Annotated in this window: 18 protein-coding genes and 1 pseudogene; 7 read left to right on the forward strand and 12 right to left on the reverse strand. The window is 53.7% G+C overall.

The genetic code is table 11. The annotated features are described in order from the left end of the window. The first annotated feature begins 122 nt into the window (after nt 1-122). Together AC6I8N_RS20495 and AC6I8N_RS20500 are read left to right on the forward strand one after the other, a co-directional pair. On the forward strand, nt 123-1,958 hold the full coding sequence (locus AC6I8N_RS20495) for a methyl-accepting chemotaxis protein (RefSeq protein WP_497830965.1): 1,836 nt from the start codon (nt 123-125) through the stop codon (nt 1,956-1,958). A 227-nt stretch (nt 1,959-2,185) separates the two neighbouring features. Continuing rightward, nucleotides 2,186-3,262, forward strand: a complete 1,077-nt coding sequence (locus tag AC6I8N_RS20500) for a diguanylate cyclase (protein WP_497830966.1) — start codon at nt 2,186-2,188, stop codon at nt 3,260-3,262. Between the two features lie 3 nt (nt 3,263-3,265). Here the strand turns inward: AC6I8N_RS20500 and AC6I8N_RS20505 are convergent, their stop codons facing one another. From AC6I8N_RS20505 to AC6I8N_RS20515, 3 genes and pseudogenes are all read right to left on the reverse strand, one after another. Continuing rightward, entirely contained in the window at nt 3,266-3,727 is a 462-nt protein-coding gene (locus AC6I8N_RS20505; protein ID WP_497830967.1) for an OsmC family protein, read from the reverse strand. 367 nt (nt 3,728-4,094) lie between these two features. Beyond that, complete coding sequence (locus AC6I8N_RS20510; protein WP_013511857.1) at nt 4,095-4,259, reverse strand: con-10 family general stress protein; 165 nt, start codon at nt 4,257-4,259, stop codon at nt 4,095-4,097. Between the two features lie 255 nt (nt 4,260-4,514). Next, a pseudogene (locus tag AC6I8N_RS20515) lies at nt 4,515-5,363 on the reverse strand (LysR substrate-binding domain-containing protein); the annotation flags it as partial. Between the two features lie 86 nt (nt 5,364-5,449). On the opposite strand from AC6I8N_RS20515, the gene AC6I8N_RS20520 reads away from it, so the two are divergent. After that, nucleotides 5,450-5,728: a hypothetical protein gene (locus AC6I8N_RS20520; RefSeq protein ID WP_497830968.1), complete on the forward strand. Its 279-nt coding sequence runs from the start codon at nt 5,450-5,452 to the stop codon at nt 5,726-5,728. Here AC6I8N_RS20520 and AC6I8N_RS20525 read toward each other — a convergent pair. After that, on the reverse strand, nt 5,725-6,690 hold the full coding sequence (locus tag AC6I8N_RS20525) for a PDR/VanB family oxidoreductase (RefSeq protein WP_497830969.1): 966 nt from the start codon (nt 6,688-6,690) through the stop codon (nt 5,725-5,727). The two genes, AC6I8N_RS20520 and AC6I8N_RS20525, sit on opposite strands and share 4 nt — an antisense overlap. 11 nt (nt 6,691-6,701) lie before the next feature. Further along, nucleotides 6,702-7,733, reverse strand: a complete 1,032-nt coding sequence (hpxD, locus tag AC6I8N_RS20530; protein ID WP_497830970.1) for a molybdenum cofactor-independent xanthine hydroxylase subunit HpxD — start codon at nt 7,731-7,733, stop codon at nt 6,702-6,704. Between the two features lie 127 nt (nt 7,734-7,860). On the opposite strand from hpxD, the gene AC6I8N_RS20535 reads away from it, so the two are divergent. Then, the gene (locus tag AC6I8N_RS20535) at nt 7,861-8,775 is read left to right on the forward strand and encodes a LysR family transcriptional regulator (RefSeq protein ID WP_497830971.1); all 915 of its coding nucleotides are present in this window, start codon (nt 7,861-7,863) and stop codon (nt 8,773-8,775) included. Here the strand turns inward: AC6I8N_RS20535 and msrA are convergent. The 4 genes from msrA to AC6I8N_RS20555 form a co-directional block, all read right to left on the reverse strand. Continuing rightward, nucleotides 8,772-9,302, reverse strand: coding sequence for a peptide-methionine (S)-S-oxide reductase MsrA (gene msrA, locus AC6I8N_RS20540; protein WP_497830972.1), 531 nt, complete (start codon nt 9,300-9,302; stop codon nt 8,772-8,774). The genes AC6I8N_RS20535 and msrA overlap by 4 nt on opposite strands. Nucleotides 9,303-9,371: 69 nt before the next feature. Then, nucleotides 9,372-10,157, reverse strand: a complete 786-nt coding sequence (map, locus tag AC6I8N_RS20545) for a type I methionyl aminopeptidase (protein ID WP_415173516.1) — start codon at nt 10,155-10,157, stop codon at nt 9,372-9,374. Continuing rightward, the gene (locus AC6I8N_RS20550; protein WP_208725940.1) at nt 10,154-10,399 is read right to left on the reverse strand and encodes a ParD-like family protein; all 246 of its coding nucleotides are present in this window, start codon (nt 10,397-10,399) and stop codon (nt 10,154-10,156) included. The genes map and AC6I8N_RS20550 overlap by 4 nt, the downstream gene beginning before the upstream one ends. Nucleotides 10,400-10,439: 40 nt before the next feature. Next, the gene (locus AC6I8N_RS20555) at nt 10,440-10,763 is read right to left on the reverse strand and encodes a PLP-dependent transferase (protein WP_497830973.1); all 324 of its coding nucleotides are present in this window, start codon (nt 10,761-10,763) and stop codon (nt 10,440-10,442) included. Nucleotides 10,764-10,870: 107 nt separating this feature from the next. Between AC6I8N_RS20555 and AC6I8N_RS20560 the strand changes: the two genes are divergently transcribed. The 3 genes from AC6I8N_RS20560 to AC6I8N_RS20570 all read left to right on the forward strand — a co-directional run bounded on the left by AC6I8N_RS20560 (nt 10,871) and on the right by AC6I8N_RS20570 (nt 12,902). After that, the gene (locus AC6I8N_RS20560) at nt 10,871-11,788 is read left to right on the forward strand and encodes a LysR substrate-binding domain-containing protein (RefSeq protein ID WP_497830974.1); all 918 of its coding nucleotides are present in this window, start codon (nt 10,871-10,873) and stop codon (nt 11,786-11,788) included. A gap of 114 nt (nt 11,789-11,902) precedes the next feature. Beyond that, complete coding sequence (locus tag AC6I8N_RS20565) at nt 11,903-12,130, forward strand: hypothetical protein (protein ID WP_497830975.1); 228 nt, start codon at nt 11,903-11,905, stop codon at nt 12,128-12,130. 103 nt (nt 12,131-12,233) lie between these two features. After that, the gene (locus AC6I8N_RS20570) at nt 12,234-12,902 is read left to right on the forward strand and encodes an epoxyqueuosine reductase QueH (protein WP_497830976.1); all 669 of its coding nucleotides are present in this window, start codon (nt 12,234-12,236) and stop codon (nt 12,900-12,902) included. A 33-nt stretch (nt 12,903-12,935) separates the two neighbouring features. Here the strand turns inward: AC6I8N_RS20570 and AC6I8N_RS20575 are convergent, their stop codons facing one another. The 3 genes from AC6I8N_RS20575 to AC6I8N_RS20585 all read right to left on the reverse strand — a co-directional run bounded on the left by AC6I8N_RS20575 (nt 12,936) and on the right by AC6I8N_RS20585 (nt 16,655). Beyond that, a complete protein-coding gene (locus tag AC6I8N_RS20575; protein WP_497830977.1) occupies nt 12,936-13,361 on the reverse strand; it encodes a type 1 glutamine amidotransferase family protein in 426 nt (141 codons plus the stop codon). Beyond that, nucleotides 13,319-14,542 carry a TonB-dependent receptor domain-containing protein gene (locus AC6I8N_RS20580; protein WP_497830978.1) on the reverse strand — a complete coding sequence of 408 codons (1,224 nt, stop codon included), beginning with the start codon at nt 14,540-14,542 and terminating at the stop codon, nt 13,319-13,321. The genes AC6I8N_RS20575 and AC6I8N_RS20580 overlap by 43 nt, the downstream gene beginning before the upstream one ends. A gap of 85 nt (nt 14,543-14,627) precedes the next feature. Next, nucleotides 14,628-16,655, reverse strand: a complete 2,028-nt coding sequence (locus AC6I8N_RS20585; protein ID WP_497830979.1) for a TonB-dependent copper receptor — start codon at nt 16,653-16,655, stop codon at nt 14,628-14,630. Nucleotides 16,656-16,836 lie beyond the last annotated feature (181 nt).

Genomic DNA, 16,836 nt, shown 5'->3' on the forward strand with positions numbered 1-16,836 from the left:
TCAAGCGTTGCGGCGCGATTTATCGCGCTTTTTTTATGCTTCCGACAATAAACAATTCCCTAATCCCTCCGATAACCCTCTCAGTAACCCTTACAAAAATGATAAACGCAGGAGTGGGAAACATGGGATTGGTATCGCGATTGCGAAACGTGCGCATAACCCGAAAACTGTCGGCAGGATTCGGTATTGTGCTGTTGCTGGTAGCGCTTGCTACCGGGCTGAGCGTACAGCGTTTCAACGAAATTCATAATATCTATCAAAAAACGAATCTGATTTATGACATCAATATTGAAGTGTTCCAGGCAAAAATTAACCGCCTGAAGTACCTTTATGGCGATGATCAGTCTGGCGCGGTGATGGCGAAATATGTCACCCATGCGCAGCAACTGACCGGGGAGGCCAAAAAACTCAACTGGTCAGACGATGCCGCACCAATTATCGACGAGATCGGCAGCCATCTCACCGATTTCCAGCAACGTATCGGCGCGATGACGCAGGCCACCCAGCAACTGAATAGCCTGCGTGCCCAACTCGATAACATCAGCCAGCAGGACACTACCTCCCGTTATACCCAACTGATCCGCACCCCGGTAGCCACGCCGGAATTGACCAACCAGATTTACGATCAACTGTTTGCTATCAGCAATGTGCGGGAAGAGGCGCTGGCGCTGCGCTTCAACGTCAGCGAACCGTTGCGTAACGCGCTGGAAGCCCACTTCCGTAGCGCCGATCAGGGGATGAAAGCGTTACTGGCGCAACTGCCGCCAGAACAGCAGGGGGGCTTTACCGCGCTATGGCAGGATACCGAACGCTTTAAAGACCTGAGCCTGCAAGCGGCTCAGGCTTATGCGCAACTGCGCAGCGCGGAAGACGGCGTGAAAGTGGCGGGTGATAAAAGCAGCGCGGCCATCAAGACAGTCATCACCATTGTTAAAACACGCAACGATGAACTGGCTAACGGTTCTTCCACCCTGTCGCTGTTGATTGGCGGGCTGGCGATCCTGTTGGGCGTGCTGGTGGCCTGGTACATCATCCGTCAAATTACCCAGCCGGTATTCCATAACCTCGAACTGGCGGAGCGCATTGCCAGCGGTGATCTCAGTTCGCAGTTTGCCACCGATCGTCGTGATGAGTTAGGCAAGCTGACCTCAGCGATGGGCAGAATGAATGAACGGCTGCGCAGCATGATTGGCGACGTGTTAAGTAGCGTCAACAGCGTGTCGCAGGCAGCCAGCGCGATCAATCAGGGTAACCTCGACCTGTCCTCACGCACGGAACAGCAGGCGGCGGCGGTGGTTGAGACTGCCGCCAGCATGGAGCAGTTGACCGCTACGGTGAAAAATAATGCCGAGAATGCGCGTCAGGCCAGCCAAATCGCCGCAGAAGCCACACGCAATGCTAATCAGGGCGGTGTCGCGGTACGCGATGTGGTCAGCACTATGGGTGAAATTTCTGATAGCTCGAAGAAAATTGCTGATATTACCGCGGTGATCAACAGCATCGCTTTCCAGACCAATATCCTTGCCCTGAACGCCGCCGTGGAAGCTGCGCGTGCGGGTGAGCAGGGGCGTGGTTTCGCCGTGGTGGCAAGTGAAGTGCGTAACCTGTCACAGCGCAGCTCGCAGGCAGCAAAAGATATTGAACAGCTGATCAGCGAATCGGTCAGCCGTATCAGCAACGGTCATCAGCAGGTGGCGCGTGCCGGTGAAACTATGGATCAAATTCTCGGCAGCATTGCGCGCGTGAATGAGATCATGGAAGAAATTTCGGCAGCGTCGGATGAACAGAGCCGTGGTATTGAACAAATTGCCCGTGCCGTGGGTGAACTGGACACCACCACTCAGCAGAACGCCTCGCTGGTCAGCGCCTCGTCTGTCTCCGCAAATTCACTGGAAGAACAGGCACTGATGCTGGAACGTCTGGTGGCACAATTCCGTCTGCAAGGTACAGCAAGCTAACAAGCACCGGAGCACCATTCAGGAACAGCGCGATTTATCGCGCTGTTTTTTTTGGGAAAACCGCACGATAAATCGCGTTGCGACCAATGGGGTCAGTGCTTATTTTCCCCATAATGGAAAAAAATTGTGCTGTCGTGTCTATTCAAGGGAAAAAATCTGAAAAAGTACACGCGGTTTAACGCTTTTCCGATAAACTGCATGTCTTGTCGGTCTGATATTGCCCGTGAATGAATTACTACTCACCTGATGATAATCACCTGAAGCGTCGTTCGGTGCGCTTCGTTCGCCGCATGTTTTTGATGCGCCAGCTCGGCACGATCTTGTGTTTCTTCCCTATTCTTTCCGTGTTGATGGAAATGAACCGTAGCCTTGAGCTGTGCGGTCTGCTGTTTACCAACGCATTTATCTGGCCGTGGATCGCGTATCGTCTGGCGTTGCACGCTGTAGATTCCACCGCCACCGAGCGGCGTAATTTGACACTGGACGCGGCCTTTGGCGGGGCCTGGGTCGCGCTGATGGGGCTCAGCCCCATGCCCTCGTTTATTATTATGGCGGTGCTGGCCTCGGATCGTTATGCGGCGGGAGGCAGTGCGCAACTGATTGCCGCGCTTCAGGCCTTCTTTTGTACCTTTATGATGGTCTGGCTGGTGGATGGCACTGGCTTCCGGCCCACCTTCAGCACGCAAACTGTCTGGCTGACGCTGCCGCTGGCAACGATTTATATGCTGGCGCTCAGCGTTGCGTCGTACAACCTCACCTGGCAGTTGCGCAAACGCAATCGCGAACTGGAACGTATCGCGCTGATGGATCCTGGGCTGGAAATCCCCAACCGGCGTCTGTTTGAACGGCGGCTGGAGAGTGAATTTCTCAGCACCCGTCGTGGTGACAGCAGCGCATATCTGTTGCTGATTGATGTCGATAATTTCAAAGCGGTTAACGACACCTGGGGCCATGAAGCGGGCGATTTTTTGCTGGCGGAGATCTCCGCGTTATTGCGCAACTATGTCGGCATCCAGGATATCCCCGCCCGCTTTGGCGGCGATGAGTTGGGGGTGATTGTGCATCATTCCTGTGATGAATCCGTGGTGCTGCTGGCGGAACGGTTGAAAGAGAAAATTGCGCAACTGCGTTTGCCGGCCTCGCCGGATTTCAGTTGTTCGGTGAGTATTGGCATCGCAGCAGCAGCCGGTGCGGAGTCACTTGGCTACTGGCTGCGTCATGCTGATGAAGCTCTGTATGAAGTGAAACGCGCCGGACGTAACGGAGTGCGGTTGTGGCAACCCGAACTGGCCGGCGCGGCCTGACGTTTATGCGAAGCGGGGTTCGCAGCTTACCGGAAAGTTAAGTGAGTTAGCGATATAACAGGCCTCATGCGCCTGATGATGCAGTTCTCTTGCGCGCTCGGCATCTGCCGGGTTGCGCAAGGTGATGCGCGGTTTCAGGGTGATTTGCGTAAACCGACCGCGCACACCTTCCACCATAGTGCCTTCAGCGGCATCTTCGTAACTTTCCACGTTAATCCCGGCATCGGCGCACAGATGCAGATACCACAACTTATGACACGCAGACGTGGCGGCGAGCAGCAACTCTTCCGGGTTCCAGCGGCTGGCATCACCACGAAACGCGGGATCGGCGCTGAGGGGAAAGGTGGGTTTGCCGTTTGCCAGCAATTCGCCATTGCGATCATAAGCGGTATAGCTGGCGGTGCCGTCACCGCGATTGCCGGTCCAGCGAACCGTCACCTGATAATGATGTTCCCGTGCTGCCATCGTGCTGCTCCTTTTATGAGGCGGGGCGATTTATCGCGCATTGTATAGATCTTCTGCAATCACCAGGGCGCAGACACCTGGGGCTTGCAACATAAAGTAGCATCAAAGATGCAATAAATCATGATTTATTATTAAGTTAGGGTATTCAGCGGATATTCCAGAATGCCGGAATAAATATATATAGCGCAGATTTAATTTGTACAAGAAATATAACCCTGTACAAATTAAATCGACTGATTGTATAAGATGGTGGGGAAATAGCCTGGTGTTTGCGGGTCATAAAACACCTCCCGACGTCGAACAGGCGATGGTCAGGATATGCGTTTCCGCAAAAAGAGATTGAATATGGAATATCTGGGCGTTTGCTTTACTTGCGGCGACTGATTTTTCCTCCTTTTCGACCGGCTTCGATGGCACGCTCCGGGTCATTACGGAAATTCCCACCACTCATCTGACCACCTTTGCGACCCGCTTCAGCCGCGCGTTGCTTATCTTCTGCAAAGTTACCTGAACCACCACGACGTTGCGTCATTATTTATTCCTCTTCGATGTATTTGCCGATTAACAGAACGCGCTTCATCTCACATCAGGAAGCAAGAATAACTGTAGCGGTGATTTTAATTAAGGCAAACTAAGAATAATCCTAAGTTGGCATTTTTGCTGTTTTGTTCTTGTAAGAAATAAATAATTAATGCGACGACTCAGGATTATTTATATTCGTTAGGTTGCTATCTATTTTCATTGTGAAAAATAGGGCATGTGCTGTTATATCCCATCCAGGAGTCGGTTATTTCATCAGTATTAACCCATCGATTCCGGTTGTTGGCAGGGCGGGAAGATGATCACGCAACCAGCTCAGTAGCGTGTCGCGTGCGGCACTAAACGGGGCGTTGGCCGGCCAGACAAAATAATAACCGTCACCGGTTGCCACCGCCTGGGGAAAAGGTAGCCTCAGCAGTCCGTCGCGCAGCGCATTCAGACTCAGCAACAGATCCTCAACCGAAATACCGTGACCACTGATTGCGGCCATATTGCCTTGCTCCAGCGTGTCGAAGACTTTGCCCTGCCAAAGGTTCGCGCCCGGTGTCTGCCCGACGCCCCTTAACCAGCGCTGCCAGTCCCGCCGGTCAGCGGTGGGGTGAATCAGTTCGCAGCTTGCGAGATCCTGCTGTGCCTGCGGTTTCAGAGCGGGGGAACAGACAGGAATCAGCCACTCTTTAAATAACAGGTGACTCTCGGTGCCGGGGCCAAAATCGCCGTTACCCAACAAAATCGCGCAGTCAAAAGGTTCACGACTGAAATCGACACTGTCTGTTGCCATCCAGACGCTGGAGATTGCCACTTCAGGTGTTGAGTTTTTCTCACGAAATGCCTGTAACACATCCAGCAACCAGCGCATGGTCAAGGTCGAGGGGGCTTTCAGGCGCAGATTTTTACTTTGTTGGCTAAAGGCGCCACAGGCGCGTTCGAGGCTGTCGAATCCTGATTGTAGTTGTGTCGCCAGCACGCGGCCTGCGGCGCTGACCTCCACTTTAGGTCCCCGACGAATAAACAGTTCGCAGCCAAACAACGTTTCCAGCGTGCGGATATGTCGACTGATAGCGCCCGGAGTGACGTGCAGCACCGTCGCCGCCCGTCACGGTAGCCGACGCGCGTTTAACACGGTGCCAGGCACCCACGGTGCGTCGCTGGTGTTGATTGCGCTGGCAGTCTTGATGCTGGTTGGGTTTCACCATCAGTCAGCTGAGCTTGCGCATTGCTGCCTTGTTTCCCCAGTTCATTGCCGTTACGCCACACCTCAGCACCAGCCTGCTGCTGTTCTCGCTGCTGTGGATAGCCTTCGATTTCTGCGTCATGGCCTGTTATATCCTCGCGGTGCGGCGCTGGGTCAATGGCATTCAGCAGCATCAATTGGCAATGGTTTCCCAATACCTGCTGCTGCTGCTGCTGCTGCTGATGGTGCTGGTGGGGGCGGGGTATAACCTGCGCGAACTGTTTTAAAGTTCGATCACCAGATTGCGCGACAAACTGCGTGAGCAGCACAATGCGATATATTGTTCCGGCGCAGTTTTTTCTGCCGCGGATTGCACGGTATCGCGATGATCGATCTCGCCTTCAGTGACACGGGTCAGACAAGCTCCGCACATGCCCATCTCGCAGGAAAGCGGTACATCGACGCCGTTTTCCAGTAGCACCGTGGCGATGGTCTGTCCGGGTGCGACCGGCCATTGCTGCCCGGTAGAGGCGAGGGTGACGGTGAAACCTGCTTCACCCTGTGCAGCGACAGCCGTCAGCGGCTTAAAGGCTTCAGTGTGAATATGCTGCTCTTGCCAACCGTGACGGATTGCGGTGGCGCGGATATGGCTCATAAAACCCGCCGGGCCGCACAGATAAAGATGGGTATCTTCTGCCGGATCCAGCAACTCTGCCGGCGCATGGCTGCGTGGGCTGCGGCCTTCGCTGCTGTGCCAGATTTCACAAAAACCATGTTGGAAGGGTTTGGATAGCTCGGGCAGAAACGCCTCGTCGCCACGTTGTTTCACATAATAATGCAGCACGAAGGGCACCCCCGCGCCTTCCAGCGCTTCTGCCATCGCATACAACGGCGTAATGCCAATACCGGCTGCCATCAGGATCACTTTTCCGGCGGGTTGCATGGGAAACAGATTGCGCGGCGGCGAGATGCGGAGGACCTGACCGGGGCGCAGCATCTCATGGACATAACGCGATCCACCGCGTGACTGCTGATCGCGCGCAATACAAATCTGATAATGACGGGTGTTGTCACTCTGTCCGGTAAGGGAATATTGCCGCACCAATCCCTCGCGCAGATGAACATCGATATGCGCGCCGGGTTGCCAGCACGGTAACGGCTGACCATTTTCCGCGACCAGGTTAACGGCGAGGTTGTGCCGGCCCTGGCGGAACATCCCGTCCACCACCACCTGTAATGTTGTGCTCATCGTTGCCTCCGTTACACCAGGAAAAATTCACCGAAGCCCATACGTTTCAGGCCACGACGATAGGCGATGGAACTGCGGTCAGCCGGGATATGGGCTTCGAGCGCCAGGTCGAGTGGCAGGCGCTCCGGCATCTGGGTTTCCACCATCAACCGGTCTTCCTCAAACACCCGCTGGTTAAAGGCATGCACATCTTCTACCGGGATATGCAGATCAAAGTTGCGGGCGATGGGAGCAAACATCCGGGTTTTACGTGCCGAAACCGGTGATGCCGCGTTCATGATCACCAGTCGGGCGTCGCCAGGGAAATGAATGGTCAGCGTGGCGGTAAAGGGCAGGTGCATCTCAAAATGGCGCAGCCATTCAAACCCTTCCGGTGCCTGCTGGCCGCTGTCGGCGGCGAAATTACTGACCGAACTCCAGTAATCCACCGCGAAACCGTAAGCGGTTTCAACCGGATTGTAGGGCGGTACGACCTGATTAGTGGCATCGGCGAAAGTCTCGGTGTGGACCCAGGCGAAATGGGCGACGTCGAGAAACCCTTCCACCTGGCGGCCGGCGAAACCGTTCACATCAAAGCCTGGACAGTTGATTTGCTGGAATCCGGCATCGTCCCAGTGCGGCATTACCGGCAAAGGTGATGGGTTGCCAGCATCCGGTGCCATACATACCCAAATCAGACCATAACGCTCCTCCACCTGATAGTTGATCAGATTCAGTTTGGCGGGGATGGGCTGGCCAGGACTGGAGGGAATACGGTTGCATTTGCCACCTTCACCAAACCGCAGGCCGTGATAAGGACAAACCACCCCCTCTTCGTCATGAAAACCGAGGGTTAAGGGGACGCCACGGTGTGGACACACATCGCGCGCCACCACGGCCTGGCCTTTGATGCGATAGACCACCAATTGCTCATCCAACAGCACCGCTTTGGTGGGGGCACCGGTAACGTCGCAGGAGCGGGCAACCGGGTGCCACTGGCGAGCCAGGCGCAACCAGTCATCGGGTTCAAATGTACAGTGGGCGGGTGGGGTGAGGGTATTCATAGCGATGTCCTGTCAGTAGCTCACAATAAACTCTTCATTTTTGTCTGGTCATTGTGAATAATCAGGCCTGTACAAATCCATCAGCATTAATTCAATTATGTGTTGCAAAAAACTGTACAGGTGAGCCATGAGTCCATTTTCCCGATTTGCCGTTTATTTTGCTGAGGTGGCGCGTAGCGGCAGTTTGCGTAAGGCGGCGGAGAAGCTGCACGTCTCGGCATCCGCCATTAACCGGCAAATTTTGCAGGCTGAGGAGAGCTTCGGCACGGCATTGTTTGAACGCCTGCCCGACGGCTTGCGCATGACGACGGCTGGAGAACTGTTGTATGACGATGTGATGCGCTGGCAACGTGAGTTTCGCGTTACCCGCCAGCGTTTTGACGATATCCAGGGCCTGAAACGCGGCAATGTCAGTGCCGGGCTGGTGCAGTCATTGACCAAAGGCAAGGTGGCCGATGCGCTGGCGGATATTGCCCGCCAGCATCAATGGCTGCGGCTGGAGCTGACGGTCGACAACAGCCATGCCATCAGCCAGCGGATCCGCCAGTCGGAAATTGATTTTGGCTTGATTCTCGACCCGGCCGGGCAGAGCGGTCTGGATGTACTGGCCTTTGCCGAGCTGGAGATGGGGGTGGTCCTGCCGCCGCAACACGCGCTGAGTGGCCGCAACGCGTTATCGCTGAGCGAGTTAAGTGGCGAACGACATATCATTCCCGGCGAGTCGCTGGTGGTGCACGAACGTGTCGCGGCGCTGTATCGCAAGCAGGGTATGGCACCGGATAATATCATCGCCTGCAATGATATCCGTCTGATCCGCAGCCTGGTGGCGCAGGGCACCGGCATCTGTGTCCTCAGTCTGCTGGATGTGATGAGTGAGGTGGAAGAGCAACAGCTGTGTTTCGTACCGCTGAAAAATAGCGTGCTACGCCCGTTGACACTGGCGCTGTGTACCGCACCCTCCCGTCAGTTGTCGCGTGCGGCACAGCAGGTGATTCAACGCATCACTGCGGTGATTGAGGAGATGATGCCGCAGCGGCGCTAGCGGGCTTGTTTGGGAAATTTCTTCCGCAGCTTTTGAAGTTTGGCCGGGATATTCATCATACAAAAGGCGTTTTCCTGGCCCTCTTTCTCCCAGAAGTTCTGATGGTAATCTTCTGCCGGATACCATTCGCTTAGCGGTTCCAGCTGCGTCACCAGCGGCAGGCCGAATTCCTCTGCTGCACGCGTGATACCCCGCTCAGCGGCGAGGCGTTGTGCTGCCGAGGTCGGGAACAGCGCGGAACGGTAACGGGAACGCTCGACGCCATCTTTGATATTGGGCTGAGTGGCATCGTGAGTGGCGAAGTGAATATCCAGCAGGTCGTCGTAGCTGACGGTATCAGCATCGAAAACGATGCGGACCGCTTCGGCATGACCGGTGGTATCGCTGTACACCTGGTCATAAGTGGGCGCGACGACATGGCCGCCGATATAGCCACTTTCTACCGAAATCACGCCATCAATGGATTGGAAAATCGCTTCGGTACACCAGAAGCAGCCACCGGCAAAAATTGCGCTTTCTTGTTTCACACTTACATCCTGATCCTGAGATAAATGGTTTACCCGTAGCAGCGCGATTGATTTATCGCGCCGCGACAATCAAATCGCTTCGTATTCGCCCGTACCATCCGGCCACGGCGTCAGCAGATCAAACCCGGTTTCCGTCACCGCCACCGTGTGTTCCCACTGGGCTGACAGAGAACGATCCTTGGTCACCACCGTCCAGCCATCGGACAACACGCTGGTGCCCGCTTTACCGGCATTGATCATCGGTTCAATGGTGAAAATCATGCCAGCTTCCAGCGCCAGACCGGTGCCCGGCGTACCGTAATGCAGAATTTGCGGTTCACCATGATAGATTTCACCCACACCATGACCGCAATATTCACGCACCACCGAGAAACCGGCTTTTTCCGCCACCTGCTGAATCGCGGCACCAATATCCCCCAGGGTGGCACCCGGTTTAACTACGCGAATCCCGGCCACCATCGACTGATAAGTGATCTCCACCAGACGTTTGGCTCGTACCGATGGCGTGCCGACGAAATACATCCGGCTGGTATCGCCGTACCAGCCGTCTTTAATGATTGCCACATCGATATTGACGATGTCGCCGTCTTTGAGTTTTTTCTCGCCGGGAATGCCGTGGCACACCACATGGTTGATTGAGGTGCAGACGGTGCGGGTATAGCCGTGATAGCCGATATTGGCGGGAATGACCTTTAGTTCATTGACGATGAAATCGTGACAGATGCGATCCAATTCGTCGGTGGTCACTCCCGGTTTCACGTAAGGCGTGATCATCGCCAGCACTTTGGCAGCGTCGTGGCCTGCTGCACGCGCCAGTTCGATTTCCTGCGCGGAGTGCAGTTTGATGTTGTTCATTGCGCAATTCCCTGCGTAGTGGGTAAAGAGGTGTTCAGCAGCTGCGCCAGATCGGAGCCGCCATCAATTTCCACGCGCATCAACAGGCGTGTTAACTCCTGATGACTAAGCTGCGGGTAAAGCTCGGCCAGCATGCCGATTTTCATCCAGTGTTCTGCCTGCGCGTTAATGGAGCGACTTAACGCCGTGCTCGCCACGCGCAGGTTCTCATGCATCAGATCGGAGATTTTTACGATTCCCATCACCTTAGCCTATATGAAACGTATATGTTTTATATATAGGCTACGCCTGAGACGGTGATATGCAAAGAAAAAATTTCAGGTCTATGCATTCCAGCAACACAGACTTAAAAGCCATCACGGAAACCATCAGGGCCGCCTGGCCGGAAGGCACAACCACACAGTGCTGCGCATTTTCCAGCGCAGCAACCCGACGTTCCAGTTCGCGCGCGGTCGGTGTCCCGGTAATGCCATAACTGTAGCCGTCAGGCTGGCGTGCTTTACGGGCAGCGAACTCTTCAAAGGTATCAAAAACCACCGTAGAAGCACGCCACACGGCAGGGGACAAGCTGGCAAATTTCTGATTAGCAGGGTCAATAAATTGCATTTTTTTAGGTTCCACTGGTATTGGTGCTGACATTGATTCTCGGTGATGGTTATGATTACAGCAATACAGACAATTATTTACCTTATAAGCACAGGTTATAGGTTGCCATGTATCGTGAGATTGAGATTTTTCGTGCCGTGATGTTGACAGGCAGCACCAGTCGGGCCGCGGAGAAGCTGGATATTTCGCAGCCTGCGGTGAGTCAGGCCATCCGCAAACTGGAAGAGAATGCCGGATTAAAGCTGTTTGCCCGCATGAGAGGCCGTTTACTCCCCACGCAGGAAGCCACGGCTCTGATGGTCGATGTGGATCAACATTTTATAGGTATGGAGGCGATCGCCCACCGGCTGCGATCTTTGAGTGAACTGGGGTTGGACAGACTGGCAATTGCAGCGTACCCGGCAGTGGGCAATATGTTTTTGCCCCGGGCAATTGCCAGCTTCAATGTTGAACAGCGTAATATCCAGATTTCGCTCAAGGTCCTGAGTTCGCGGGATGTGTACCAGCAGGTTATGGCTGGTCAGGTAGACTTTGGTCTGATGGCAGATGAGATCCCCCCTGGCGGCCTGGAACATTCCCCCTTTCTTCAGGCTGAAGGCGTGGTGGTGATGGCGAAAAATCATCCGCTGGCCGGAAGAGAAATTATTCACCCGGCGGACCTGGCGCAAACGGACTTTTTGGCGCTAAGCCCTGAAGACAGCAGTCAGCAGCAACTTAACCGTTTGATGGAACATCTCGGTTTTTCATTACAGGTGCGGGTTGAAACACCCTATTCCCTGACCATCTGTGAAATGGCTCGTCTCGGGCTGGGCGTTGGGCTGGTTAACCCGATCGTAGCCTATGACTTTATGGATACTGACCTGGTGATTCGCCCCTTTAGCAGCGCGATCAATTTTGCCGGGCTGATGATATTCCGTCCAGGCAAGCCTCTGTCCGAAAATGCCCGAGAGTTCATGCGAACACTGCGCATTCAGCTGGATAAAGATATGCGAACCATACGTCATCACCAGCAATCACACAGATAATGAGTGGCACAGGATGAGGAAACAAATTGATACGGATTTCTTGTGTGAGTTCAGTAGATATTTTGACCACTGAGTTTTAGCTTGTAGTGGTTACTTTTCCTGAGGGATAGCCAAATGAAAATTCTTGCAATAGTCGGTGCATCATTGCTCGCTACATCTTTCCATGCGGCAGCTTTCGTTGCACAGTCTTCAGCGCCATCAGCTCAACATATTAACGTTGAAAATGGTAGCTATGACGCCCACGCGATCCCTTCTGAAACGGTGGTGAATGGTGTCACTAAACTGGTGCCGGTCATGGGTTGTAATTGCCCATTTTGTACTATGTTGCGTGCTCAGATGTAAGTCTCTCTGGGGTGGAAAAATTATGCCACCCTGTCATCACATTTCCTCATCACCGACAGAAACAGGTTTACTACGCCTTTAAGAACTGACTGTTGAGCCTGTAATGAGCCAAAGTGATTTTAAGCGCCCGAAATTGCTCCTACCCAACGGTGAAAATAAACTTCTCCTGCACTCCTGCTGTGCTCCATGTTCAGGGGAAGTGATGGAAGCAATTCAGGCTTCAGGCATTGAGTACACCATTTATTTCTACAATCCGAATATTCATCCACAGAAAGAATATTTGTTGCGCAAAGAGGAAAACATTCGCTTCGCTGAGCAGCATGGTGTGCCTTTTGTTGACGCGGATTATGACACCGACAACTGGTTTGAACGCGCCAAAGGCATGGAAAAAGAACCTGAACGCGGCGTGCGCTGCACCATGTGCTTTGATATGCGCTTTGAACGCACCGCGCTGCATGCCGCCGAAAATGGTTTTAATGTGATCAGTAGTTCTTTGGGCATTTCACGTTGGAAAAATATGCAGCAGATCAATGACTGTGGTCATCGGGCGGCAAGCCACTATCCCGGCATGGCTTACTGGGATTATAACTGGCGCAAGCAGGGTGGTTCAGCTCGGATGATTGAAATCAGCAAACGTGAGCAGTTTTACCAGCAGGAATATTGCGGCTGTGTCTATTCTTTACGTGACACCAACCTTCACCGTAAATCACAGGGACGTCCGTTGATTCAACTGGGAAAACTGTATTACGGCATCGATAACGAAGAGGCATAACGGCCTCTTCGTGTAGGGTTTACAAACGGCGGCTTAACTCAAGTGCTGCTCATGGTACCGGGCTGACAATACCTCTGCCTGTTTAGAAAAATCGGCAACCAGTTCAGTCATCGCTTTTTTCACCTCTGCCGGGGCTGTGTGCATCGATCCGGCATTGAATGGTGGATGAGGATCGTATTCACTCATCAGTTGCGAACATTCCGCATAAATTTTATTGCGCAGTTCCGCTACCATCAGCAGACCAAAATCGAGCCCGGCCGTGACACCCGCACCCGTGATGCGGTTACGATCGCGTATCATCCTTTCGTCGGTGGGAATAGCGCCAAACCCAGTCAGCGTTCCCTCGGTTCCACCAGGCGTGAACAGTACGGTAAGGTCTTTCGGGCAGGTGTCAAAAGTGGCAGTTGGCACCACAATCAAACCGGCATCACTGGTAACCGGTTCAAGCGTTTTCGCCACAATATGAATCTTTGCCCCATCATCGAACCAAACATACAATGCGGGCCGACAAGATCCATCACGGTCATCCCCGGATACACCAGCATCGCAATTTCTTCATTACCCATCCAGGGTACGCTGTTCATTTCAGGACCCATATCAGGCATCACATGATCCGGCATAGCGGGCATATCGTTATCAATCATGTTGAATTTCCTTAAAAGTGAGCAGACAGAGACAGATAAACAGAGCGTGGCTGAACCGGGATCACCACCGGTAGCCCCAGATACTCGTAACTGTCCCATGCCCTGGCACCGGTCAGGTTCACAGCGGACAGCGGATGGTATAGCGGTCAAAATCGTAGGAGGCTTGCGCATCGACCATCGCATAGCCGGGAACAGAGACGGTATTAGGTAGGGTAAGCTCGCGCGCTGACAGCGGTGATCCCGGCACCAAAACCCAGGCCTTTCACCATGCCATCCAGGATGCGATAACGTGCCGCAATGCGTCCACTGTGACGCGGTTTGCACGGTGTATCCGTAGAGCGCAAGATCGGGATTCGGGTCGGCGGTGGCCACGTTTCGACGCGTCTGCTGAAAGAGCGCCAGGGTGCCGGACAACCCCAGGTTTTTCTGATCCAGCTTTAAACCCACCTCGTTATTACGCGAGGTCTCGGGTTTGGGTGTTTCCATACCGACAAAATTAAAGGCACCACGAAACCCGGTAGAATAGGCGGTGTAAGCGGTGAGGTTGTCCGTCAGGTCATAACTCAGGCCAATACGGTGAGTAACGCGGTGTGAGGTGGTATCCACATTCTGTTCAGCCTGGCGCAACTGAATCTGCGTCACCAGCGTTTCCGGCGTTGAACCATACGCGAGATTGTAGTCAGGATGAGCCAGATCTAATTCACCAATCGGGATAGTACCCGACACCGCTGAGTTGAAGGTGGTGTAATCGTAATTCACGCCCACCATCAGTTCATGGCTGCCGCCCAGCCCGTCGAGCGCATCAGGCGCGTCAGTAATAAAGCTGCCGTAATCACGCACCTTGCTGTCGTAATAGCGGCCCGTAACGTTTAAGGCGATATCATCATTAAACCAGTGTTTCAGCGCCAGTGTACTGACCTGATTCTCAATGGTCGCTCCAGACAGCACGCTACTGATGGCGACAGCAATCTGGCAAAGACGACTACATTTACGCATAACTCTTTTCCCTGCTGGCAGGTGTTATAAGGGTGCGTGCAACAATAGCGCGCTGATGTGCGCGCTATTTCCACGGCGAAGAAGATCAGAACGTGACGTTAACTTTTGCCCACCAGGTACGGCCCGGCTCATTGACCGGAGTATTGGCGGAGTAGCCGAACGCGCTGTTGCCCGCGAGGTTAAGGTGTTCGCTGTAGTCGGTATTGAACAGGTTGTCGATACCCGCGCTGAGCTTGACGTTATTCGTGGCTTTATAAGCGACGTTGGCAGAGAAGATGGCAAATCCGGCACTGCTACCAAAATCTTTACCCACGACGTTGCCTTCATTGACGGCAACACGATGCTGGCTGCTCACCAGGCGTAACAGACCGCCACTGCTCCAGTTGCCGGATTCCCAGTTCAAACCAAGACGCGCTTCCAGAGGAGGGATTTGCGGGAGAGGGGTATGGTCAGAGGCGTTTTCTGCCCAGGAATATGCCAGGCTGGCGTCAGTTTTCCAGCTTTCGCTTAGCTGATAGCTGAAACCGGTTTCGGCACCCATGATATTGGCATCGACGTTGTCGGCCTCGCTGACTGACGTGTCGTCTGGATCGTAACGGGACAGAATGAAATCGTTCACGCGCCCCAGATAAGCCGAAACCCAGGCGTTCAGGCGATCGCCACTGTATTGTGCGCCAATGTCCAGCTGAGTGGTTTTTTCCGTTTTTACATTATCAAAAGCGCTGGCGCTGCCACCGGGACCGTAGGTCGGTGAGAACAGTTCCCAGTAGTCAGGAAAACGTTCGGTATAACCCAGCCCGGCGTACAGCATCAATGGCATGCTGTCGAGCGTGTGTTCAAAACGTAAAAATCCGGCAGGCAGCGTATCCGTGCGGCTCCCTGATCCGGTGTCGGTAAAGTTATCCACGATGGCCCGATCGAGGCGAGCACCACCAATAACTTTGCTTTGCGACGTCGCATACCAGGTCAGTTCACTGAAGATGCCGTAATCATGGAAGCGGGCATCTTTTACCCAGCCGCTATCATCGAGACTGCGATGCGTATTGAGTTGCGTGTCCGCTCCACTTTGTAACTGGAAATCCTCCCACAGCCAGGTGCCCATCATGCGGCCACCCACGGTACGCCGGTCGAGTTGCATGGCCATCGCGCTACTCATGTCCATCGTACCCATAGAAGATGCGGCGGGGGAGCGCAGCGTGTAGTTATCCATGATATGGTTGGCGTAGTTGTAATACGCGCTGGCTTCAAATTTATCGAACACCTCACCGATGTTGGACTTTTCGAATCGCATCCCCAGACTTTCACGCTCGAACTGCGAACCGTCCATACTGCGACCGGCGTAGCGCGCCTCCCCGTCCCCTTTACCTGCCGTGAACTCCAGCAGCGTATCTTTATCAGGTGTCCAGCCAATGGCCACGTCCGCATTCCATTTATCCCATTTAGAGGGAACCCGATTACCGTCGCCATCTTTGTAATCGTTCGAACGGGACTTATTGCCGGTCAGGCGGATGTAGCCTACTTCACTGCCAAGGCTGAGATCGGCATTTTCATCAAACCGGCGGTTAGAGGCCGCCAGCAGACTGGCGCTCCCTTGAATGCCGGGTTTATCAAACTGTGGTGGTTCGCGATCAAAGCGTAAGGTTCCGGCCGAGTTTCCTGGGCCCCAGAGCACCGTTTCCGGCCCCTTAATCAGAGTAAGGGTGTCATAGCTTTCCGGTGAGATGTAGGAACTCGGTGCATCCATACGTGCCGGACAGGCCCCGAGCATCTCACTGTTATTGGTGAGAATACGCAGACGTGAACCAAACATGCCGCGAAATACCGGATCGCCATTGGTGCCACCATTACGAATCTGCGAAAAACCCGGAATGGTTTTTAGATAATCGGAGCCATCACTGGCGGGCACTGGCTGACGCGGTGTTTTCAGATTGGTGACAACCGTGAGTGGAGAGACTTCCGGAGTCGTCACGGTGATCACCGGATCCGACGTTTTATTCGATTTTTTCTCTTCATGAACTGCATGCGTTTCATCAGCAAAAACGATTCCTGGCATCACAATACCTACGGCTACCGATAAGCTAATCGCCCGCAGAGGAAGGTTATTCTTAAACATATTTATCTCTGATTTTTGACGTGCACAATTCCTGTCCGCTGCAAAAGCAGAAGACATTACGGCTCCGGGCGTAGTTGACGAAATTAAATGCAGAGACAGATCACATGCGTTATTCGAGGAATAAATTCACGCGCCAGTTCCGAAAGTCGAAATTTATTGACTTCGCTGCTCTGATTTTAAA

The organism is Pantoea sp. X-Soil-TKNS-1279 (genome assembly GCF_059730565.1).